Origin of the sequence: Paenibacillus sp. Soil766 (genome assembly GCF_001428105.1) — a bacterium.
Classification (GTDB): Bacteria; Bacillota; Bacilli; order Paenibacillales; family NBRC-103111; genus Paenibacillus_E.
The window spans coordinates 85,664-108,615 of the sequence record NZ_LMSJ01000060.1 but is presented as its reverse complement, the minus strand read 5'-3'; the positions used below and the strand labels follow the sequence as shown (position 1 = coordinate 108,615).

At 43.2% G+C, this 22,952-nt stretch carries 24 protein-coding genes; 17 read left to right on the top strand and 7 right to left on the bottom strand.

All coding sequences use genetic code 11. The features are described from left to right. Nucleotides 1–116 precede the first annotated feature (116 nt). A complete protein-coding gene (locus ASG89_RS34425; protein WP_057315850.1) occupies nt 117–386 on the bottom strand; it encodes a hypothetical protein in 270 nt (89 codons plus the stop codon). A 386-nt stretch (nt 387–772) separates the two neighbouring features. Here ASG89_RS34425 and ASG89_RS34420 point away from each other — a divergent pair, with 386 nt between their 5' ends. Next, on the top strand, nt 773–1,201 hold the full coding sequence (locus ASG89_RS34420; protein WP_057315849.1) for a MarR family winged helix-turn-helix transcriptional regulator: 429 nt from the start codon (nt 773–775) through the stop codon (nt 1,199–1,201). A gap of 591 nt (nt 1,202–1,792) precedes the next feature. On the opposite strand, the gene ASG89_RS34415 is transcribed toward ASG89_RS34420, so the two are convergent. The 3 genes from ASG89_RS34415 to ASG89_RS34405 all read right to left on the bottom strand — a co-directional run bounded on the left by ASG89_RS34415 (nt 1,793) and on the right by ASG89_RS34405 (nt 3,263). Then, entirely contained in the window at nt 1,793–2,230 is a 438-nt protein-coding gene (locus ASG89_RS34415; protein ID WP_057315848.1) for an ester cyclase, read from the bottom strand. A 43-nt stretch (nt 2,231–2,273) separates the two neighbouring features. Further along, nucleotides 2,274–2,621, bottom strand: a complete 348-nt coding sequence (locus ASG89_RS34410) for an ester cyclase (protein ID WP_057315847.1) — start codon at nt 2,619–2,621, stop codon at nt 2,274–2,276. Nucleotides 2,622–2,705: 84 nt separating this feature from the next. Continuing rightward, nucleotides 2,706–3,263 (bottom strand): NADPH-dependent FMN reductase, encoded by a 558-nt coding sequence (locus tag ASG89_RS34405; protein WP_057315846.1) that lies wholly within the window; start codon nt 3,261–3,263, stop codon nt 2,706–2,708. Nucleotides 3,264–3,410: 147 nt separating this feature from the next. On the opposite strand from ASG89_RS34405, the gene ASG89_RS34400 reads away from it, so the two are divergent. Beyond that, the gene (locus ASG89_RS34400) at nt 3,411–4,175 is read left to right on the top strand and encodes an ArsR/SmtB family transcription factor (protein WP_057315845.1); all 765 of its coding nucleotides are present in this window, start codon (nt 3,411–3,413) and stop codon (nt 4,173–4,175) included. Between the two features lie 107 nt (nt 4,176–4,282). Here ASG89_RS34400 and spoVB read toward each other — a convergent pair whose 3' ends face one another. Further along, nucleotides 4,283–5,833, bottom strand: coding sequence for a stage V sporulation protein B (gene spoVB / locus ASG89_RS34395; RefSeq protein WP_057315844.1), 1,551 nt, complete (start codon nt 5,831–5,833; stop codon nt 4,283–4,285). 219 nt (nt 5,834–6,052) lie between these two features. On the opposite strand from spoVB, the gene ASG89_RS34390 reads away from it, so the two are divergent. The 8 genes from ASG89_RS34390 (at nt 6,053) to ASG89_RS34355 (ending at nt 12,774) form a co-directional block, all read left to right on the top strand. After that, nucleotides 6,053–6,631, top strand: coding sequence for a TetR/AcrR family transcriptional regulator (locus tag ASG89_RS34390; RefSeq protein ID WP_057315843.1), 579 nt, complete (start codon nt 6,053–6,055; stop codon nt 6,629–6,631). A 27-nt stretch (nt 6,632–6,658) separates the two neighbouring features. Then, entirely contained in the window at nt 6,659–6,994 is a 336-nt protein-coding gene (locus tag ASG89_RS34385) for a DMT family transporter (protein WP_057315842.1), read from the top strand. After that, the gene (locus tag ASG89_RS34380; protein ID WP_057315841.1) at nt 6,994–7,308 is read left to right on the top strand and encodes a DMT family transporter; all 315 of its coding nucleotides are present in this window, start codon (nt 6,994–6,996) and stop codon (nt 7,306–7,308) included. Before ASG89_RS34385 ends, ASG89_RS34380 begins: the two co-directional genes overlap by 1 nt. 161 nt (nt 7,309–7,469) lie before the next feature. Beyond that, on the top strand, nt 7,470–8,105 hold the full coding sequence (gene hxlA, locus ASG89_RS34375; protein WP_057315840.1) for a 3-hexulose-6-phosphate synthase: 636 nt from the start codon (nt 7,470–7,472) through the stop codon (nt 8,103–8,105). A 4-nt stretch (nt 8,106–8,109) separates the two neighbouring features. Beyond that, nucleotides 8,110–8,670, top strand: a complete 561-nt coding sequence (gene hxlB / locus ASG89_RS34370; RefSeq protein WP_057315839.1) for a 6-phospho-3-hexuloisomerase — start codon at nt 8,110–8,112, stop codon at nt 8,668–8,670. A gap of 68 nt (nt 8,671–8,738) precedes the next feature. Continuing rightward, the gene (locus ASG89_RS34365) at nt 8,739–9,128 is read left to right on the top strand and encodes a winged helix-turn-helix transcriptional regulator (RefSeq protein ID WP_057315838.1); all 390 of its coding nucleotides are present in this window, start codon (nt 8,739–8,741) and stop codon (nt 9,126–9,128) included. 140 nt (nt 9,129–9,268) lie between these two features. Next, on the top strand, nt 9,269–10,315 hold the full coding sequence (locus ASG89_RS34360) for a galactose ABC transporter substrate-binding protein (RefSeq protein ID WP_057315837.1): 1,047 nt from the start codon (nt 9,269–9,271) through the stop codon (nt 10,313–10,315). A 53-nt stretch (nt 10,316–10,368) separates the two neighbouring features. Beyond that, entirely contained in the window at nt 10,369–12,774 is a 2,406-nt protein-coding gene (locus ASG89_RS34355; RefSeq protein ID WP_057315836.1) for a putative bifunctional diguanylate cyclase/phosphodiesterase, read from the top strand. A 23-nt stretch (nt 12,775–12,797) separates the two neighbouring features. On the opposite strand, the gene ASG89_RS38795 is transcribed toward ASG89_RS34355, so the two are convergent. Both ASG89_RS38795 and ASG89_RS34345 read right to left on the bottom strand, forming a co-directional pair. Then, the gene (locus ASG89_RS38795; protein WP_414813334.1) at nt 12,798–13,298 is read right to left on the bottom strand and encodes a CBO0543 family protein; all 501 of its coding nucleotides are present in this window, start codon (nt 13,296–13,298) and stop codon (nt 12,798–12,800) included. A 52-nt stretch (nt 13,299–13,350) separates the two neighbouring features. Then, the gene (locus tag ASG89_RS34345) at nt 13,351–13,905 is read right to left on the bottom strand and encodes a CBO0543 family protein (RefSeq protein ID WP_057315834.1); all 555 of its coding nucleotides are present in this window, start codon (nt 13,903–13,905) and stop codon (nt 13,351–13,353) included. Nucleotides 13,906–14,191: 286 nt separating this feature from the next. On the opposite strand from ASG89_RS34345, the gene ASG89_RS34340 reads away from it, so the two are divergent. The 7 genes from ASG89_RS34340 (at nt 14,192) to ASG89_RS34310 (ending at nt 22,915) form a co-directional block, all read left to right on the top strand. After that, nucleotides 14,192–15,844 (top strand): ABC transporter substrate-binding protein, encoded by a 1,653-nt coding sequence (locus ASG89_RS34340; protein ID WP_057315833.1) that lies wholly within the window; start codon nt 14,192–14,194, stop codon nt 15,842–15,844. Nucleotides 15,845–15,931: 87 nt separating this feature from the next. Continuing rightward, entirely contained in the window at nt 15,932–16,900 is a 969-nt protein-coding gene (locus ASG89_RS34335) for an ABC transporter permease (protein ID WP_057315832.1), read from the top strand. 1 nt (nt 16,901) lies between these two features. Continuing rightward, nucleotides 16,902–17,738 (top strand): ABC transporter permease, encoded by an 837-nt coding sequence (locus ASG89_RS34330; RefSeq protein ID WP_057315831.1) that lies wholly within the window; start codon nt 16,902–16,904, stop codon nt 17,736–17,738. Between the two features lie 11 nt (nt 17,739–17,749). Further along, nucleotides 17,750–18,580, top strand: a complete 831-nt coding sequence (locus tag ASG89_RS34325) for an ATP-binding cassette domain-containing protein (RefSeq protein ID WP_057315830.1) — start codon at nt 17,750–17,752, stop codon at nt 18,578–18,580. Further along, nucleotides 18,571–19,170 carry an ABC transporter ATP-binding protein gene (locus tag ASG89_RS34320; protein ID WP_057315829.1) on the top strand — a complete coding sequence of 200 codons (600 nt, stop codon included), beginning with the start codon at nt 18,571–18,573 and terminating at the stop codon, nt 19,168–19,170. The genes ASG89_RS34325 and ASG89_RS34320 overlap by 10 nt, the downstream gene beginning before the upstream one ends. 348 nt (nt 19,171–19,518) lie before the next feature. Further along, the gene (locus ASG89_RS34315) at nt 19,519–21,303 is read left to right on the top strand and encodes a sensor histidine kinase (protein WP_235550035.1); all 1,785 of its coding nucleotides are present in this window, start codon (nt 19,519–19,521) and stop codon (nt 21,301–21,303) included. Between the two features lie 28 nt (nt 21,304–21,331). After that, nucleotides 21,332–22,915 carry a response regulator gene (locus ASG89_RS34310; protein WP_057315827.1) on the top strand — a complete coding sequence of 528 codons (1,584 nt, stop codon included), beginning with the start codon at nt 21,332–21,334 and terminating at the stop codon, nt 22,913–22,915. Nucleotides 22,916–22,952 lie beyond the last annotated feature (37 nt).

Genomic DNA, 22,952 nt, shown 5'->3' with positions numbered 1-22,952 from the left:
CCATCTCCGCTGAGGAGGTGGTCTCTAATTTTGAGGATACAGGCTGGCTTACTACATGAATGGAAGTAAAAAAGCATCGAGCTGAGGCTCGATGCTTTTTTGCAACTTGGATTATTCTAATCTAAGTATTTGGAACCCCAAGGTAATACAGTATCCTTATCGACCGCAATGATGCCTATCCCTCCAGGGATATAGACTGCTACAGTGTCTTCATTAATTAAATAACGGCCAGGAACATAAGTATCCTGAACTAGGGTGTAAATAGAGCCATTCATATACGTGTAGGTTGGTGCATCCACAGTCTCTGTTGCAGCGCTCATGACGCTTGGAACCATTAAACACGAAGTTGCAAGAAGCAAAGCCATTTTAGTTTTGAGTAATTTCATAGTGTACCACTCTCCCAATCTGTAATATGTATTTGAACTTTATAAAACATATATAAACGAGGGAGGTAAATTTGAAACACTTCTTTGGTTAATATTGACAAAAATTAATTCGTTACCTACTATATACTTAGATATCTAAATAAATTGGAGGGGAGGGAAGGGCCATGAAATCGTGCCCAATCCATACGCGAAGTACCTTGCTGAAACCCAGATTCTTTGGCTGCATGATATGTTATACTGCGGGCTGGATCATGTATTGGAGCAAGAAGTGGAAACAGTCTAGAGGTCATCTCTAAGTGAGCGCAACAGCAATAATGTTCAAAAGCGAGGTGATCGAATATAATGACTATATAACTTACGATGAGGTTTGAAAAAGGGAGAACACGATGAACACTACTCTGCATGGATCCATTGGATTTTGGCTGAAAAAGAACTATCGGAACGCTTGCAACTATCTGGACCAGCGGTTAGAGGAGCAGGGTGTCACCAATTCACAATTAGGTGTTCTCATTATTCTGTGGGAACAAGAAGGCCTTACCCAGAAAGATATGGTTCAAATTCTTGGCATTCAACCAGCCTCCATGACTTTCCTGCTTCGCAATCTTGAAGAGAAGAATCTGATACGTCGAGTACAAGACAAGGTGGATACACGAATTAACCGCATTTATGTTACCGAGAAGGGTTCATCGATTAAACTTGCTTGTTTGGCTATTGTGGAAGAAGGCGAGCAGATGATTCGACAAGGATTTTCCGATCAGGAGATTGCCCTCATGTTGCAATGGATGAAGCGCGTAGACCGTAACTTTCAGGATTAGATCAGCACTAGGGTGCTGGTTGGTTTGAAAGGTTTTTTTGACTATTTAGTTAGATATCAAACTATTTATAGGCAAAATTAAGTTAGATAACATAACAAACGCGATGAAGGATGTGAGAGAAAGGAGGGACTACGATGTCTACGACAACCATGCTTGTTGTTGGATGTTTGCTTGTGTGCTGTTGTGTATTTGTCGGTATGAGAATGATGCGCAAGCGATCCAAATAAGGCAAGAAAGATAATATTTTGGTAGCCAATACCTGCCCAGATGTGCACGATTTTTACCTTGGGGGTTAGAGTCGTTGTGTTTTCTGATACATTGATCAAATAGAAAAACCCGCCATCCCCTCTTGGATTGGGAGGGGCGGGTTTACTTATATTAATCAGCAGCAGAAAGTACCCAATGAAGCAATCGTTCAAAAGAAACAATCGTCACCGTTATGTCCACGCCTAAGCTAAGATCCATGGCAATGGCTAACGCGCAGGCCAGGCAGATAACCCTTAGGAGATGTATGAAACTGCAGCTATTGACGGGGCAGGAGCTTCAAAAGTTAATTCGAATTACCTCTTAGTTGTTCATTAATCACATTAATTATGTGTACCGTTGTATCGGACAATCCATCGGCAATTGGTTGCCCCGAATTTGACTCCACATGGTCACCATATCGATCCAACCTCGATGCTCGTTGATCTTGCCATCCACAACACGATATTGACGGTAGAGTGTGACATCAATCGTATGGCCCGTCGGCGCGGTTCCAAAGAATAGGCCCTGATGTGTCCCTTTCACTGTCATTCTCACGAGCACCTTATCCCCTTGACCGATGATCTCTTCCACTGTGTAGCGTTTATCCGGAAATGCCGCCAAGATCGTTCCTGCGAATGCAACTAGTCCTTCCTTGGATTGGTAGGAGAGCTCTTGATAATCGTCGGACAGAAATCGATCCACAGCGTCTAAGTCATTCTTGTTCCAAAATGTATCGATAAATTGATGTACCATCTCTACATTGTTTTGTGCCATTGTTGTCATTTCTAAACATCTCCTTATGTGTTGATTATTAGTTACTCGATCATTATTGAGCCTTGATTTGAGGCAAAAGTGTACCCGTATCGAACCACCCGCGGTGTTCCACGATGATCCCATCAACTACGCGAAATTCGCGGAAAAGTGTTAGCTTCACGCTTTTGCCTGTAGGTGCATTTCCTGCAAAATGACCAGCATGCACAGCCGTTATTAAGATTCTAGCGATGACCTTCTCCTCTTGTGCCAGGATTTCATCCACGATAAATTGCCGATCCGTAAAGGCCTCCGCGATTTGCGGGGCAAAGAATTGATTCGTCTTTTCCAACAGCTGCTGATTCGCAATGTCCGAGATAAAGGCTGTCACGGCTTCTACATTTTTTTGTTCCATCGTTTTCATGGTAAACATCTCCTATTCGATTGTTTGTTAGTAGTATAATGTTACCAAAAGGTAACCTATTGATGAAAAAAAAGATTAGTGCTGTTAGTTTGCAGCCGCAACTGCCCCTGCCGCTGTAAGCCTACAGGTCAGATTCGCGAAACTGTTGACTGCATCTCGAACTCGGTCTCTCATTTTCTCATCTAATGGAGCGCCATCGGGACCCAATGTGTTCGATCCATATCCGACCGAAATCCAGTCAGAACAATTAATCCCATGCAAATTCCTTACAATCGTCTGCAAATGCGTGAGGGAGCTTACTCCGAGTGGACCGCCAGCGGAACTTACAGATAGAACGGCCTTGCCTGCAACCTGGTTACCGGTTATATAGTCGAGGGCGTTTTTGAGCGTTCCTGATATGGAGCCATGGTATTCGGGCGTAGCAAGGAGCAAGCCGTCACTATCTACAACTGCTTCCAGCAGTAGCTTCACATTGGGATGGAAATCCCAGTTATCGGGTGAAAAAAGAGGCAGTTGCAGCTCCGCTAAATCAATGAAGCGGACAGTTACTTCCTTGGCTTCCAAAAGAGTTTGAACGTAACGGAGAAGAAGGGTGCTGCTTGCATTTGCTCGATTGCTGCCTGCGATTAAGGTTACTTTCATTTGTAACATCACCTTTCATTTTCAAATTATTGAGGTATGTGTTATTATGTGACTATAAGGTCACTTTTTATATTTTTATAATAGGTTACCTGATGGTAACATGTCAAGTGCTTCAAACGAATAGAATCGTCAAAGGGGGGTTCCAATTTGGAAAATGACATATTTAAAGCACTGTCGGACCCCAGCCGCCGTATGCTTCTAGATTTGCTTCACGCCTCTGACGGACGGACGCTGAATGATCTCTGTGAGCCACTCGACATGTCTCGATTCGGCGTTATGAAGCATTTGAATATATTGGAGGAAGCCGGGCTCATTACAACAAGAAAAATAGGCCGTGAAAAACTGCACTATTTGAATGCCGTGCCTATCCGACATATCTACGAGCGATGGGTTAGCAAATACGCTGAACCATGGGCGTTTGGGTTAACAACTCTTCAAAACGAATTGGAGCGTGAAACGAATATGGCCAACAAACCACGCCATGTCAATCGAATAGCGATTAAAGCAAATCCTGAACAAGTTTGGCAAGCTCTCACGGATCCTGCCAAAACATCGAAGTTTTGGTTCAATTGTGCCATCCGGTCCACGTGGGAAACAGAAAGCGCGTTTGAGCTGTGGAACGGCGAAGAGAAGAAGGCAGAAGGGGTCATTCTCGAATTGGACCCTCCGCACAAACTCATGATGAGTTGGCGTTTTACATCGGTTCCGGGTACGGAGAGTGACGTCCCGTCGCGCATTACGTGGGAGATCAGTCCGCATGCAGAAATGGTTGGTGTGACACTCGTAACCGTCGTTCATGATGAATTCGACATGGCGATAAGCACCTCCAAGGTTCTTGAAAACGGGTTGCCGATCGTCCTCTCGGGTATGAAGACATTTCTTGAGACTGGTGAGATGCTCGCTGGGGAATAATCTGGAGACGTTCACGACGCTAAAAAGTACAAAAAGCAGCCAATCATGGCTGCTTTTTTGCATGGGAATTTTCGGTTTAGTCCGGTGATATCGGACTATGCAGTTTCTTACCACGGGATCGAAAACCTATTGCGTGTATGTTTCCAATGCAATGTCCCCGTCAATACGAGCGCAGCGAAATAAAGAAACAAGGAACAGACGATGGAAGTGATGACGCACCATAACGATGACATCCCACTGCTGACCAAATAGTGATAGGTCCAGTTTCCGCAAAGCATCATCAGTATCATGGAGATCGCAACTTTGACATAGGGGCGAATACTCCAATAAAATCCGATGGAACTCGAGATGGAAAAGAAGTTCAGCAGTGTTTGCAACACAATGCCGATACCGATGCCGTACGCAACGCCAATAATGCCATATTGGCTGCCGAAGACGAAGATTGCGACGCTCTTGAATAAGGTGGCTACGACGTAATTCCACAGCGTAGCTTTCGCGCGGCCGAGCCCAAGTAGAATCGCATGAAGTGGCGCGTCGAAATAATGCAGGAAAAACATCGGCGCCAGGATTTGTAGAAGCACCCCTGCTTCCGGCGCATGATAGACAAGTGTCGTTAGTGGCGTTGCCCACACGTAAAGGATAACGGTCGCTGGCGCGCCGATCAGGAGTCCCAAGATCATCGCTTGATTCATCCGCTCATGGATGAGCAGACTATTCTTGTTCGCCGCGGCCTCGCCAATCGCAGGAATGAGAGCGGTGGACAAGGACTGCGTGATAAAGCTTGGCATGAACAGCAGTGGAAACGCATAGCCAGCCAGCATCCCGAATTGCTTCGTCGCTAACGCTGTGCCGATGCCGGCCAGCGCCAAGCTGGTTGTGATAAGCAGCGGCTGGAAGGTGCTGTACAACGAATGAATGACTCCGTGCCCAGTCGTCGGCAGTCCGATCTGCAGCAGCTCGCTGAGTGTGCTCCTTCCTTGTTTCAGGTGGCTCGCCCACGTCTCGCCAGGCTTTTTCGATTCGCCGTAAAGCTTATAGCTTGTCGCGAGGAACAACAGGCTGAACACTTCGCTGACCACAGAGGCGGCCATCGCTCCGGCGGCCGCATAAGCGATGCCATAAGGGAGCAAAAGGTGGACCAACGCCAATACACAGGCGATTTGGACGGTATGCTCCAGCACATCGGAAGCGGCAATGGTCTTCATCTGCTGCATGCCGCGGAAATATCCTTTCAAAACGGCAGAGACAGCGACAATCGGCGCGATCGGTGTAATGGCCAACATCGCGTAATAGGCGCGTTGGTCGCTAAGGAGAATGGATGCGATCCACTCCGATCCGAGTAACGAGACGGTCGTGAGCGCTACGCTCAAGAAGCTCGTGACAGCGAGTGAGACATGCAGGATGCGCCTCACTTTCATCCGTTCTCCGCGAGCGTTGGCCTCTGCGACCAATTTGGAAATGGCCACCGGCAATCCAAGCTCGGTAATCGTAATGACGAGCGGGACGAGCGGATGAGCCATCATCAAGATGCCGATTCCCTCTGCTCCCAGTACACGAGCGATATACATGCCGCTGATAAAACCGAGAATACGGTTGATGAAAGCAGCGACAGACAAGACGAACGTTCCTTTCATGAACGATTGCCCATGTTGTGACATGACTTGTGTCCTCCTGTTTATCGAATACTTACATATGTATTCAATAATTGGAAAAGCATGCGAACAAGCCGATGATGATATCTTTTTGGAACATGTGATGGCGCTTAGTATATTGGAATAGTTGTCGGCTACTAAGTTATTTAATAGGATCGTAGGTTGCCCTGCGCAAGATAAGATGTTATGATTACCCTGACGAACGTTCGGAAGGGGATTGATGAGATGACGGCAACACGGATCAAGGAAGTAGCGCGCACTCATTTTGCTAAGAATGGCTATGAAGGTGCATCGCTTGCTGATATTGCTACGGATGTAGGGATCAAGAAACAATCCATTTACACGCACTTCAAAGGGAAAGATGAACTATTTCTTGCTCTGTTTGATGAAGTGTTGGCGAAAGAATTGCTCTTCGTTCATACGTATCTCGATAACAATAAGCATCTGTCCATCGATCAGCTTCTATATGGTTTTCTTATTCAATATCAAGATCGTTATGAACAGGATGATAACACGAAATTTTTCTTGCGCGTGGCCTTCTTCCCGCCGTCCCATCTCTATGATGAGATTGTTAAGCAAGGTTACGGGTATCTAGATACGATTGAAACGATGATAATGCCTCTATTCGATCAAGCTTTACACGATGGAATGATTAGCTCTGAAGTGAGCAGCGATAAGGCTACGGTTGCATTCTCTGCGGTCTTAGATGGCATGTTTGTGGAATTGCTATTTGGAGGTTCAGCTCGGTCAATGAAAAGGATTGAATCTTCCTGGTTCGTCTTTTGGCGTGGTATTAGAAAGTAAAGTAAAAGCAGCAGGAGGTTTATACACATGAATCGGTATTGGATCTATATTTTCGTTGGTGTCATTTTTGAAGTGATATGGGTGACAGGATTAAAACATTCGGATACAACATGGACGTGGATCGCTACGGTCATTGCCATATATATTTCATTTCATCTCGTTATTAGTGCGTCAACCAAACTACCCGTGGGAACCGTATATGCTGTATTTACAGGGATGGGGACCGCGGGGACAGTCATTGTTGAAATGCTATTTTTCGGAGAACCCTTCCAGTTTCTTAAAGTATTCCTCATTCTACTTCTATTATCCGGTGTATTTGGATTGAAATTTGTGACAACCGGTGAGAAAGGAGCGGCGGCCTAATGGGTTGGTTTTTTCTCATATTTGCTGGGATGTTTGAAGTTGTGGGTGTCGTTGGAATGAATCAAATCAATAAAGCGAAGAATATTCGTAGCTTTGCAATATTTATCGTAGGTATTGTGCTGAGTTTTACATGTCTAAGCCAAGCGATGAAAAGCTTGCCGATGGGTACCTCTTACGCGGTCTGGACAGGGATTGGGACGGTTGGAGGTGCAATCGTAGGGATGCTGTTCTATGGGGAATCTAAGAATTGGAAGCGGATTGTGTTCATCGCGATGGTGTTAAGTGCTGCAGTAGGATTGAAATTAATCGCGTAACCATCTCATCAATCATTTAGCAAAAGCACGAATTCCTTCAGACTCCAGTTACTTTCAAGTAACTACGCACATAGAAGTGCCTACTTTTCGGATGAGCGGCATAGCCCTACAATGAGTCTATGGCATTCATCAGAATTGCAAAGTAGAAGGAGAGATTCTCAATGGAACTGCAACTAACTTTAGATTTAGTGGATATTCAAGGTGCAAAAGAGATTGTAAATGAAGTGGCAGCCTATGTCGATGTCGTGGAAATTGGCACACCGGTTATCATTAATGAAGGTTTACGTGCTGTCAAAGAATTGAAAGCCGCGTATCCGCATGTAAAAGTACTGGCAGATTTGAAAATTATGGATGCGGGCAGTTATGAAGTCATGAAGGCATCTGAAGCGGGAGCGGACATCATTACGGTGCTAGGTGTTTCAGATGATTCGACCATCAGCGGCGCTGTTGCTGAAGCAAGAAAGCAAGGAACGAGGATTATGGTCGACATGATCAATGTGCCCGATATGGCCAAACGAGCACAAGAAATTGATGCACTGGGCGTAGATTATATTTGCGTTCATTCCGGTTATGATCACCAAGCGTCTGGGAAAAACTCTTTAGAAGACTTAGCCACAATTAAGCGAGTAGTTAAACGCGCTAAAACGGCTATCGCCGGCGGAATTAAGCTGCACACGCTGCCCGAAGTATTGGAAGCAAGACCTGATTTGGTCATTGTTGGGGGAGGCATTACAGGGCAAGAGGATCGACAAGCAGCGGCTGCGGAGATGAAGCGGCTGGTTCAAGCTGCAGGGTGAATCCATGATTCCTTATACAACGGAAGGGTCATCCAAGGTAGCGGCCGAACTTTATCATGCATTTCAGCAAATTAATGATGGTGAGGTTGCAGGGCTTGCCGAGCGGATTCTGAAAGCAAACAGAGTTTTCGTAGCGGGAGCGGGAAGATCAGGATTGATGGGACGTGCTTTTGCCATGCGGCTTATGCAGTTGGGTATTCCCGTCTATGTGGTTGGGGAGACTGTTACACCTGCGATAAAGGCCGGCGATCTACTCGTGATTGGCTCAGGTTCTGGGGAGACTGCACCGCTTGTCGCCTATGCCAACAAATCCGCTGCGCTTCATGCAGAGGTCGTCTTGGTCACGCTGTCTGCTCACTCGACCATTGGTCGAATTGCGAATTATACGGTTATGCTGACTGGAGCTCGCAAAGATCAAGCTGATGCCGCAGTTTCCTTACAACCAATGGGAAGTTTATATGAGCAAACACTGCTTTTATTCTACGATGTTGTGATTATAAGTCTCATGCAAATGCTAAAGATGGATACGAGCAGCATGTATGAAAATCATGCAAATTTAGAATGATGTAATGAGTTAGAAGGCTTCTTCCTAACTACTGTAGAAAGAGTATGCAGAGAGGAGGCCGTAACAGAGTGGCACTTGAAGTCAAAGAACGAATTAATTTGCAGGATATCAATTGTGAGAAAGAACTTACACTGGCCGTTATCGGAGGAAAGTGGAAGTTAATTATTATGTGGCATCTGGGATTGGAAGGGACGAAGCGCTTCGGAGAGTTAAAGCGGCTCATCCCTGGCATTACGCAGAAAATGTTAACGAATCAACTTCGCGAGCTGGAAGAGGACCTTCTTATTTATCGGGAAGTATTCGCGGAGAATCCTCCTAAAGTGGAATATTCCCTGACGGAGTATGGGCAAAGTCTAATGCCTCTACTGCAGATGTTGTTTGATTGGGGCAAAAGCTACAGAGAGAACGTGATTCAAAAAACGATTCCGTCAGAAGGTAAAGAGAGGTCAGTAAAATGACTTCTCTTTTTTTTTGTCTGTCGTACAGGTCGTTTGGGGGAGGAGTCATTAAAAATACTGTCGAATATTAAAAATTGCAGTTTGCTTACGATCAAGAGATTCATATAGGAAGGTAAAGTCAACAACGAAGGTGGTACAAAATGAACAAAAAGGTGATTAGCCTTCTATTCGCAGGGATTTTGGCAGTCACAGCAGGCTGCAGTCAAAAGGCACAATCGGACCCGACGTTAACCGGAGCCGTACCCGACGTGTCAACCAAGAAAATTGGCTTTTTGGTTTATAATTTTGATGACATGTATCTAACTCAAGTGCGAGATGTTTTTGCGCAAGTGGCAGGAAATCAAGCATCTGTCTATTTGAAGGACAGCCAGAATTCACAACAGATCCAGAATGAAAATATTGAAGAATACATAAATAAAAAGGTCGATGCTTTGGTGGTTAACCCAGTGGATCGGACCGCGACGAGTATTATCATTGATAAAGCCAAGCGTGCAGATATACCGGTTGTCTTTTTTAATAGGGAACCACTTTCGGATGATATGAAAAAATGGAATAAAATTTATTACGTAGGCGCAAAAGCGGAACAATCCGGTGCAATGGAGGGTGAGCTTATGGCCGAGTATTATAATAAACACCCAGAGGCCGACAAAAATAAAGACGGTACGATGCAATATGTCATGTTAAAAGGACAGCCAGGTCACCAAGATGCTGAAATTCGCACGAAATACTCGGTAAAAGCCGTTGAAGATACAGGCATCAAAGTTGAGAAGTTGGCTGAGGATACTGCAGGATGGGAGCGGAATAAGGGGCGTGAGAAGATGACTAGCTTCCTGGCAACGCATGGTGATCGAATCGAGGCTGTGTTTTCAAACAATGATGAGATGGCACTAGGTGCTATTGAAGCTCTTAAAGAATGGGGATATTTCAAAGAAAATACATATATGCCCGTTGTAGGTGTAGATGCGACACCGGATGCAATCAAAGCGTTGGAAGATGGCACCTTGCTTGGAACGGTATTAAATGATGCGAAGAACCAAGGAAAGGCGTTATTTAACTTGGCTCAGGTTCTGGCTAATAAACAAACGCCAACCAAAGAAAATATAGGTGGATACGAGTTGACGGATGGCAAGTATATCTGGACCACTTATAAAAAAATTACGAAAGATAACCTTCATGACGCCAGATGAATCGGTTTCCAAAGACAACATAGAGGACTAGCAGGTCATAGGGAGATGAAGATATGACTTTACGCAAGAAAGTATTGATGTTTGTCGGTATGATTGTTCTTTTCGGGCTCGCTTGTACTTATTTTTCATTAGATCGCATTTTGCTGAACCGATTTGCTCAACTGGATGAACGAGCTCTCAATGCGGATATGAAAAATATGATATTAACCTTGGAGCATGAAACGGAAAATTTGAAAATAAATATGACTGACTACTCGGCATCCAACGCGACATACGATTTTATGACAAAAGAATTGATGCCTGAGCCTATAGAACATGAAGATGCTCCTTACATTCGAAGCAAATTCAATGATGCATTTTTTCAGACTAACCTCCTCCACTTTGCAGCGCTGATTGGCACCAATGGCCAGGTGATATACAATCGCTTCTATGATGTAGCAGCAGGTAGACAAACCCTTCCACCTGTCGGAATGATAGATTCCGTAATGGCAAACAGGGGGGCCTTGATTCATTTCGATGGAGAATTCCAGAGTGAAAAAGGAGTTATTGCAACCAGCGAGGGACCTATGCTTGTTGTTTCACTTCCCGTTATTAGAAGCACTATGGAGGGACCTATTGTAGGTGCTTTGGTTATTGGCCGCTTTTTAGATGCAATGGAAATTGAACGCTTGATGATTTTAAACTATTCCCAATTTAGTTTCCAGTTAGCCAATGAGGTGCAGATCCCAGAAACCCATGCAAATGCGGACGGATCCCCCTTTATTTGGTTTGATAATATATCGAATGAAAAGGTCGTCGTCCATTCTCTAGTGAAGGATGTATTCGGGAACCCTTATCTTGTTCTATCCTCAGAGAAAACAAGGAATGTATACAATCCAGGCCAGTTTGCCGTTAAGTTGTATGCACTTGTATTAACACTTATTGTTCTATTTATTTCTGTAGGTATCATGGTTGTCATCGATCGGATGATTCTGAAGAGAATGGAAGGATTAGTTATTAATTTTCGTTCCATCACGCAAAAACAAGATTTTACATTACGGATTAGCAGCCATGGTTCTGATGAATTTGCCCAATTGGAAAAAGAATTTAACACCATGATGTCTTCTCTTGAGGGTTCCAGAAATCTATTGGAAAAGCAAGCGATTTACGATCCATTAACACTGTTAACGAATAGAGCTTATTTTTTTAATAAGCTAGAAAGCGCTATCAGTAAGGCAAAAGAGCAAGAAGTGCGGCTTGCTGTTCTGTTCATTGATCTCGACCGATTTAAATGGGTGAATGACACATGGGGCCATGATTATGGAGATGATCTTCTAAAAGTAATAGCCTCCCGGCTTAAAGAGGGGATGGAACCTGAGAATACCGTCTCGCGATTAGGTGGGGATGAGTTCACTGTGTTGTTAACTAATATTGCTGGCAAAGAAGCCGCTTATTTAAAAGCCCATCAGATTCATACAGCATTAGCTTCCTCTTATTCAATAAAAGGCAGGCAGTTCGATACGACAGCTAGCATTGGAATCAGCATATACCCAGATGATGGGAGCACCCCGGAAGAATTAGTGAAATATGCAGACATTGCCATGATTAAATCCAAAGAATCCGGAAGAAATCTTCTGAGTGCTTATTCGAATATATTGCTGGAAGATCTTGAGCGTAAAATCATGTTGGAAGCACAGTTGGCATCAGCGATGGTTAACAACGAATTTCATGTGTTTTACCAGCCGATTGTAGACGCACAGACATTGCAAGTTGTTAAGGTGGAAGCCTTGCTTCGATGGGATCATCCAGAAATAGGGCGGATTTCTCCTGCGGAGTTTATCCCTATAGCTGAATCGTCAGGCGCTATTATTGCCTTAGGTAATTGGGTTCTTAATCAAGCTTGTTCGGATATAAAGAAATTGAGGGAATTCGGCTATCCGGATTTAATTGTTACCGTGAATGTTTCTGTTATGCAATTGGAGCAGGACCAATTCGTAGAAGTCTTATCGAAGATCTTGTCAGAAGCCCAGATTCGAACGGAAGACATCGAGCTGGAAATAACGGAGAGTACGACCATGTCACAAGGAAAAGCCGCTGGAGCTCTAATGAGGCTCCTAGATCTTGGTGTGAAAATATCAGTAGACGACTTCGGCACGGGCTATTCTTCACTCAGTTATTTGCGCCGTTACCCTCTTCATACCATAAAAATTGATAAGTCGTTTATTAGCGATATGACTGTTGTTGATTATGATCGGACCATAGCCAAGGCGATTATTGATCTAGGGCACCATTTACAGCTTAAGGTAGTTGCGGAAGGGATCGAAACGGAAGAACATTTTAATTTGTTAAAAGCTTTGGGATGTGATGAAATCCAGGGTTATTATATAAGCAAACCTCTGGATGTTGAATCGGTGTGTGAATTCTTGAAAGATAGAAGTGCTGCTAGCGAGTCTACGATAGCTCAAAATAACAATTTGTGAAAGTCGAAGTGTTAACTTTAGGCTCATTCAACCGAAATAGGGATTTTAAATACGATAATTAAGAATACAACGGAAATAAGCGAAATAAGTAAGGCTCTTACAAGGTTTGTGTGATGAATTCTAATGACATAGAACATTACAAAGTAAAATCCAATGGACCAAACGAAATTCCACCCAAAGTCATAGGTTATACGACCATAGAGATGCCACCAGCCTTCGATTACCGAGAATAAGGCAATCCATCCGAGATAATACATAATCTGAATTATTTTTTTAGATGGAAAAAAGTAAAGGTACATGAGAGTACTCGAGGGCAAAAGTACAAATGTATTAATTAAATCAGTAGTTATATGCGTTAATAAAAAGTCAGGATGATATACCCAAGTCAGATGGTCATGACATAGGAGGTTATACATTAGATTGCAGAAGGAGACAAAAAGCATTGTTTGATAATATTTTTTCCATTCTTTAAAAGCTCGAGAAATAAAAGTTGCGAATAAGAAACATAAATTTGTAGCCAACATCATTAAATTTCCCACCACTTTCGCTCTTATGCAACAAGTATTTACTAATACATCAAGTCAATTCTTTAAATTTATTTCTTCTGCTTAAGTAGTGAGCTGCTAAATAGATTACAAATTGGATTGGGACGGAGTAGCTAAACTTCCATTCTATCGGATTGTAGATCATTAGCCATTTGATAAATGGCTCTGCGGCATATGAAGTAAGCAAAGCAAACAATAATGCTTTAAAGTATGGGTTAACTTTAGGCTTTATTTGTATAAGGAACATGATGGTCACTGGCATTAGTGTCAAATCCCACGGTAAATAAGTCGGGACAATAGGAATAACGTTAAATCTATAGTGCCAGTATCCAAATTGATCGCCAAGGATATCAAGAAAAACGGAAATACTCATGACAAAAAAACCGACATAAAGGATTCGATCTGTACTGTTTTTATTTCGTACCAAAAACCAAATTATCCAAGGAACAATTGATAAAAGTACGCCAAACCACCATAATCCTGAAAAGACAACATGCTCTTTCCAGAAAGCTATCTTTTGTTCAATTAATAAATGAATTTGATTAGCATTGTTATCAATATGTTCGACAATCTTTTCTTTATCCATAATTATCCCCCCCATTAGTGGTATTATTTGCTAATGGGGTGTTTTTTTATACAGGAAGCTGGCGAACGTTAGGAAATACCAGTGGAGGCGAGAAAATAATAATGAAGGGGCTTGCTTCACAGGAGCTCCTTTTTTTCATTGTGCAAAAGAAAATAAATCTAATTTTAGAATAAAAATAATGATTGACTTCATTAATAGTAACAATTACTATTAAAACCAGTAATCGTATTTATTACGATTAGACACGGTATTTATTTTTCTTTTTAAAATGAATAGGGGGTAAGACATGAAGGGAAATGGAATAACGTTTACAAAGAAGCAGACTTTATCCTACGTAGTACTTGCAATAGCAGTAGTGTTGTTATTAGCAGGTTGTATGACTGATTCTCCGGTATCAGAAAATCCATCTAGCGCACAGAAGCCGATCGCGGCGAAAGAGGAATTGGTACTTGCTGTGGGTAAAATGGACGGTGGGCAGTTTGATCCTAAAAAGGGCTGGGGAATGACACAAATTCGCTTGACCCATAGTTCGCTGCTAGCTATCGATGGAGACCTTAACTTTATCGGAGACCTCGCCAAATCATATAAAATTAGTGAGGATGGCCTTACATGGACATTTGCATTGCGCGATGATGCCAAATTCTCAAACGGCGAGCAAGTTACGGCCGAGGATGTTAAGTTTACCTATGAAATGCTCAAGAAGGACGGAATTAAATTTGATTTGACGTTTGTCAAAAAGATAGAAGTTGTTGATGGTAACACAATTGTTATTACGATCAACACACCGCGTTCGACCTTTGTTAGCCAATTGACGGAAATCGGTATTGTTCCTAAAGCTCATTATGATGATAACTACTCCAAGAACCCAATTGGATCTGGCCCCTATAAAGTGGTTCAATATGACGATGGCCAACAAGTGATTATGACATACAACCCTTATTGGTATGGCCAACAACCTCAGTTCACAAAGCTAACATTCCTGCTTTTCCAAGAAGACGCTGCTCTTGCAGCTGCGAAGGCTGGAAAAGCGGATATTGTCTATGTTCCTCCAACATTCGCAAATCAAAAGGTAGATGGAATGACCCTCCGTTCCTATGAGAGTATTGATTCTCGTGGAATCATGTTGCCGACGCAGCCAAGCGGTGGCACGGGCCTGACAAACGGCAAGGAAGTCAAAACAGGAAATGATGTGACGAGCGACCTTGCCATACGTAAGGCACTTCATATTGGACTGAGCCGTCAGAAACTTTTGGATACCGCATTGGATGGTCATGGTCAAAAAGCATTTTGCCTTTGCGATAATATGCCGTGGTTCAATGAAAAAACTGTAGTTAAAGATGGTGACATTCCAGCAGCTAATAAAATTCTCGCCGACGGCGGCTGGATAGATACCAACAATGATGGCATTCTTGAGAAAAACGGTCGAAAAGCTGAATTTGATATGTACTTCAGTTCCAGCGATCAGCTTCGAAGTGATCTTTCCCTTTCTGTTGCAGATCAAGCACGTGAATTCGGTATCAAGATTAACCTTGTTGGGGCTACATGGGACGAAATCTACCTTAAAGGCAAAACTGCGGCTGTCGCATGGGGAGGCGGAAGGCATCATCCTCATCAGTTATACTCAATGAATTCCTCAGAGAGAATGAACAAAGGGATCGACAATATGGCCAATTACCAAAATCCCAAGGTGGATAAGTATTTGAAACAAGCACTTGCAGCTTCCACACAAGAGGAAGCCAATACATACTGGAAGCTTGCCCAGTGGGATGGGGAAACGGGATTTAGCGGTATTGGAGATGCTCCTATTGTTTGGCTTTTACGAGTGGACCACTTGTACTTGGCGAATGAGAAACTAAATCTCGGCAAACAGCCAGTTCACACGCACGGGCATGAATGGGCATTGTTCGGCAACGTGACAGAATGGACTTGGCGTAACTGATACACTGATGATCTGTAGGTAAAGGGAGTTTTTGGAGGTTCTCCGCTTCCAGAAGCTCTCTTTATTTTTGCGAAGGGGGAAGTTTTCGTGGCAAAAAGCATCATTATACGTCTGATTCGCGTTGTGACTTTGTTAATCGGATTATCAATTCTTACCTTTTCCCTTATCAATCTGTCTCCGCTGGATCCGATCAATGCTTATATTGGTGGGGATAGCTCTGCGTCGCCAGAGCAAATTGAGAAAATCAAGGAATACTGGGGCCAGGATAAAAGCCCTGTGGAACAATATTTTTCTTGGGCTGGAGCCATGCTGCAAGGTAACTTTGGAAGTTCAAAGCTGTATCGGAGCCCTGTGATTGATATTATTAAAAGTCGTTTTTTAACTTCTCTTGCCTTAATGGGTACGGCGTGGATTTTGTCGGGTGTAATCGGGTATATGCTGGGAATGATTGCCGCAATGAATCGCGGTAAGACAACAGATAAAATTATTAAATGGTACAGCTTCACGCTGGTTTCCACTCCGATCTTCTGGATGGGACTCCTACTTCTAATCGTGTTTGCTGTTTGGCTTAATTGGTTTCCTGTTGGTTTAGCGGTACCAGCTGGGGTACTTCAAAGTGACGTGCAGTTCATAGATCGGGTACGGCATTTTGTGTTGCCTGCTCTAACATTGAGTATTCTGGGAGTTGCGAATGTAGCGATGCACACACGCGAGAAAATGATTGATATTCTAAACTCAGAGTACATTATTTTTGCGAAGGCAAGGGGAGAAAGCAAGTGGTTAATATTCAAAAACCATGGCATTCGAAACTCAATCATCCCTGCAATTTCCCTGCAGTTTTCCTACTTTGGAGAGCTATTCGGAGGTTCTATGTTGGCAGAACAAGTATTTGCCTATCCGGGATTGGGGAGTACCCTGACCACAGCTGGGTTACGTGGTGACTTGCCTTTAATGGTAGGTATTATTCTAATAAGCTCCTTGTTTGTGTTTGCGGGTAATCTAATTGCCGACATTATTAATAAAGTTGTAGATCCACGGTTGAAAGGGGTAGGGTAAATTGCATAACATACATGAAGGGTTGAATGTACGAAGAAAATTGATTCGGATGCTTGTGTTTACCTTAGGCTTTCTAACTGCCTTTCTGATTCTCAGCATGATACTCAGCGATGACAATCTCCGTCTGAGTTCTGCCAGCAAAAATCTAGCCCCCAGTTTTGAACATGTATTCGGCACGGACTGGCTTGGACGGGATATGTTCACACGAACCATTAAAGGACTGCGTTTGTCGCTCACTGTAGGGGCATTTGCCTCTTTACTCAGTGTCACTATCGCAACTGTGATTGGAATTTGTGCGGCAACTTTTGGCAAAGCAGTGGATGGCACGATCTCTTGGCTTATTGATTTGTTTATTGGTATGCCCCATCTCGTTTTTATGGTTATGATCTGTTTCATTGTAGGTGGAGGCGTATATGGCATTGTATTAGGCATTTCTCTCACTCACTGGACTGCGTTAGCAAGGGTAGTTCGCTCGGAAGTGTTACAAATTAAAAGCGCTGAGTACATACAAGTATCAAAAAGCTACGGGAAATCCAAATGGTATATCGCAAGAAAGCATATTTTGCCATCTATTTTCCCCCAAATTATGATTGGCTTTCTTTTGATGTTTCCTCATGTAATTCTACATGAAGCGGCACTGACCTTCTTAGGATTCGGGTTCTCGCCGCAAACTCCCGCCATTGGAATCATACTTTCCGAAGCAATGAGCCATATTTCTACGGGGAAATGGTGGCTGGTTGTTTTTCCGGGAGTGCTATTAGTTATCATCATTAAGAGTTTTGACAATATTGGCGAGCTGTTCCGTATTCTGTTAGAGCCAGCTAGTTCGCATGATTAGGAGGATTCTGCATGAGCGATACAACGAGTAGAGCGTTGCTGGAGGTGGAAAACCTATCTATTGGCTTCTCTCAATATGTACGCGGAACACACAAACGATTGGTCCAACCAATATCTAATTTACATATTAAAATTGGCGAAGGTGAAATTGTAGCAGTCGTAGGTGCAAGTGGTTCTGGAAAAAGTCTGTTGGCTCATGCCGTTCTAGGGATTCTGCCTGGCAATGCCATATGTGAAGGCCATATATCTTATCGAGGTGAATCGTTGACCGAAGAACGGAAAGCAAAGCTGAGGGTGCGAGAAATTTCTTTTATCCCGCAGTCCGTAAATTATCTCGATCCACTAATGCGGGTAGGAAAGCAAGTGCAGATAGGTTTGGGAAAGAGTGAGGCGTTAAGGGTTCAGCAAACGTTGTTTCAGCGGTATGGGTTGAAGAGTAGTGATGGCAAGTTGCTACCTCATGAGCTCTCTGGAGGCATGCTTCGAAGAGTATTATTTGCTACCAGCGTCCGAGAGGGGGTACGGCTTGTCATCGCCGATGAACCTACTCCCGGCATTCACCCGGAAGCATTGGCCGAAATATTAAAGCAACTCGTGCAATTTGCGGAAGAAGGAGCTGGTGTCATGCTGATTACACATGATTTGATGTCAGCTATTCAAATTGCAGACCGAGTGGCTATCATTAAGGATGGAGCAACGGTCGAAATCTCCGAATCAGCTGCTTTTGAAAGTAAGGGGGAAGGCCTTAAAACCGAATATGCTAAGAGTTTATGGAGAGCATTACCGCAGAATGATTTTGATTTGGAATTTCTGGGGAAGGTTGTTGGCACACAATGGCTCTAATCGGAGAAAATATAGGTCATTATTATCAAAAAGACCAATGGATTATTAAGGATGTTAACATTTCTGTGGAACCAGGTCAGGTAATCGGTCTATCCGGTTACAGTGGGTGTGGAAAAACTACGTTAGCTAGAATTTTGGCGGGGTATATTATCCCGCGTTCAGGTCTTGTAACTTCAGATCAGGAGGCTATAGATTCGCAAACATTTCGCACCGTACAATTGATTTACCAACACCCGGAAAAAGCTATGAATCCCAAATGGCGAATGAGGGACGTTTTGACAGAATCTTATACGCCATCACAAGAAATTCTGGATGCTTTTGAAATACGAGAAGAATGGATGAACTGCTGGCCTGTCGAGTTGTCTGGTGGGGAAAAGCAACGCTTCTGCATTGTCCGTGCTCTAAATCCTGCTACAAAATATATTATTGCTGACGAGATGACTACCATGTTAGATGCGATTACGCAGGCAAAAATATGGAATGCGTTTCTACATATCTGCAAAAGCAGAGATATTGGTGTCATTGTTGTCTCCCATGAGACCAGTCTTTTGAATCGATTATGTGATACTATATGCAAGGTGAATGGATAAAGTGGAATGTTCTAGCGGATAACGAAAATGATATGTCCTAAATAGAGAATTGACCAAAATTAAGAAGAACAAGTAATATTAAGAAGGTTTGAGCAAGCAATGCGCTTGTTCAGACCATCTTTGTATTTTTACATGCAAACCGATGTGGGGAATTTATAAATATCCTTTAAATGCCCTTGTAAAAACATTGAAATGCCTCTTTATATAAGCAATCTAATTAGGTATATTTTCGTGTGAACGGATACAAAATATTAGTTGCATTAATCAATCTGAAGAAGTTTACAAAAGGATGGGCTAGTTATGGGGAACAATCGTTGGACACGAAGGGCAGTTTTAGTCATAAGAAACATGAAATTCCAAAACAAACTCATGTTCGGATACCTTCTGGCCTGTGTCATCCCTCTCATAAGTGTAAGCGTTATCATATTTAATCAATCTGCAGCTGGACTCGAAGACTCATCCCAAGAGTTTGCATCCTTGTATACGTCTCAGATTAGAACCACATTAAATCAGTTTGTCGAAGAATATGACAAAGTGACCAAGTCCGTCCTTGTCGAGAACGGTTTGATATACAATCTTGCAGGAGAACATAGTTTGTCCATGGATGAGCTAATTAATCAAAAGATGGCGATCCAGCGTCTGATGATGCGAGTTACATGGCTCAAATCTGACATTAGTACCTTAATGTTAGTGAGCCGCGACAACAATGTGTATCAATATACGACAACAACAAGCAGAGTGAATGAGAACGCCCTACTTTCCCGGGCAAAAGAGTGGAATGAACGGTATCGTAACACAGAGGATCCGTTTTTTATTACAGGGCTGCATGATCGTTCTTATTATGAGGATAAAGGAAAGGGAGCCGTAGTAACGGTAGGGAGGGTGCTGTTCAGCTCCGATGGGGCCTATGCAGGCTTACTTCTGATCGACCTTGATCCATTCATTTTGCTGCAGCTTGATCAAGATTTTGTCTTGGCACGTGATAAATATGGGATGAGTGTCATCATCAGCAATCGTCAAAAGGAAATCGTCTACCATTCCGACGCGGCCAGCGGTCGGTTGACATGGGAACATGTGCTCCAGTCTGGTGCTGACTATATTAAGGATAGTGAAGACGAAGACCGGATTATTTTAACTGGAAGTACCTCAGAAGGGGATTTATTTATTAAAACGGAAATACCGCGTTCAAAACTGCTTCAGAAAATCAATCGTATCAAAGGGGTAACTGTGATTGTCATCCTGTTGAGCTGTGTGATCATAGCTCTTATCTCTTTTGGATTAAGCTATACAATCACGAAGCCGATCAAGGCGCTCCGCAGAAGTATGAAGCAGGCGGAAGCAGGCCAATATGTGCCTATAGAAAAAGAACAGGCAAACGATGAAATCGGAAGTCTCGTATATAGCTACAATAAAATGATTTTAACGATTCGCACTTTAATTGAAGAGGTGTATATAGCGGAAATCAAGCAACGTCAAGCTAAATTCTTAGCGCTTCAAAATCAAATCAACCCACACATGCTTTACAATACGCTAGAATCCATACGCATGAAGGTATTGGCCAAGGATGATGAGGAGAGCGCCGGTATGATCATGATTCTGGCACGCATGTTTCGTCTTGCCTTAGGCAAGGGAGGCAGTTACCATTCGGTGAAGCACGAATTGGAGTATACGGCAAATTATATGCAGCTTCAAAACATCCGCTTTGATAATATGTTCAGCCTAAGTGTCAAGATTCCTGATGAGATTCTGCACTGCACGATCATCCCCCTCGTTTTTCAGCCAATCGTTGAGAACAGTATCAATCACGGATTCCTCGATTACAGCCATCCCATGCATATTGTGATTGAAGGAGACTGGAACGACGAAGGGGAGATCGTCATTCGAATAACGGATGACGGGGCAGGTATGTCAAAAGAAAAGCTTGAAGAGCTGCTTGCAATGTTGGAGCATGTGGAATTGGATAAATACAAACTCGAAGATGGGGACAATAAACCGGAGAGTAGTGGCCTAGGCCTGAAAAATATTGCTGAACGCATCAAACTCCATTACGGAGACAAGTATTATTTGACGATTCGTTCTGGCATGGATCGTGGAACTGTGGTTGAAATTTGTATTCCTAAACTATTGGGCTAAGTATGTGAAAGAAAGGGAGGCATGGGGAATGAAGCTGATCTTAGTGGACGACGAAAAAGGTATTGTGGACGGTCTCAAAAGAATGATAAACCGCTATATTCCGGAATGCGAGGTTATCGGTACAGCCTACAATGGCTTGGAAGGCTTCCAATTAATTCAAACCCTTCAACCAGACTTGGTCATTACGGATATCCGAATGCCTCAAGCAGATGGTCTTGATATGATCAAGATGCTGAATGACGAGGGGATTTCGACGAAATTCATACTCTTAAGCGGATATACCGATTTCGAATACGCACGAAGAGGCATGCAGTTAGGCGTACATTTCTACATCAACAAACCAGTTGAAGTAGAGCAACTGCGTGAAAGCGTAGGTCAGGTCATGGAGAAGATTCGCTTAGAAAGAACAAAGCTTCAAGAAATGAATGAGTTGAAGCAAGAGGTACTTACCCGTAAGCAAGAGAAAGCCTGGCGAGATGTGCTTGATCTCGGAAGCGATAATTCAGATTTCTTGGAAGAGCTTCTTCAGACTGCACAGATTCCAACAGAGAATGCTTCTTTCGTGTGTGCCCTTCTTGAGTTAGACGGAAGCACTAATGCGATTAAGGAACTTGGACTACATGCCGTATTTGACCAAATAGATCGTGCCTTTAAAAAATACCAGGGCGTGTTTCGTTTTCGCTATGCGGGATCTCAAGTGGCTGTAGTGATAGCCCATGGTGGGTCTATTAAGTATGAGGATCTAGTCCGCGCGAGCTACCTTTTGAAGGAGGAAGTACACCTTGAACTGAATCTGTCTACGACCGTGGGAATCGGAACGGTACAGAGGAGTGCTGTCGGAGTCAGTCAGTCGTTTGAAGAAGCGTGTTATGCATTAAGCTACAAATTCATCAAAGGAACCGACGCCGTGATTCCGTTTCCGGAGATCATCAACCTGACAGGACCGAGTCATTCTGTCCCTACAGAGCTGATAGCTAAGCTGGAAAATGGGCTCGACAATATGGATGAGCCAGGGTGCGTAGAAACCATTCGAGAGATCTTCAGAGGGATGGAAGCAGAAAAGAACATGAGAGCGGCAGATCATCAGTCTCAGTGTTTAAACATACTTTTATCATCCGTTCGGAATATGCCCTTTCAACAGCTGCAGCAGAACGATTTCTTGGGCCGTCATATTCTGTCACTAGAAGGCATTTCACGGACCCGGACGTTAGAGCACCTTGAAGAATGGACGCTTAAAGTCATACGAAGAATTATTACGTTCAAACTGGAGCATAATATCCCCAAGAAGAAAGACATTATAACAGAAATTAAGGATTATCTAGTAAAAAATTACAATGAACCGATCAGAATTGCGGATCTAGCTGCTCGTTTTTTTATCAGTCCCCTGTATTTAAGTCAGTTTTTCAAACAAAAGACGGGCGAAACGTATGTGAATTTTTTGACTCAGATCCGCATCAACAAAGCCAAAGAACTCCTTCAGAGCACCGATTTAAAAGTGTACGAGATCTGCGAGATGGTCGGATATTCGGATACGCAGCACTTTGCTAGATTATTTGAGAAATTAACTGGATGCAAACCAAGGGAGTATAGAAAGAATACACCAAATGCGTAATGTATTTCGCCACTCCGACCAGGAGTGGTTTTTCAAA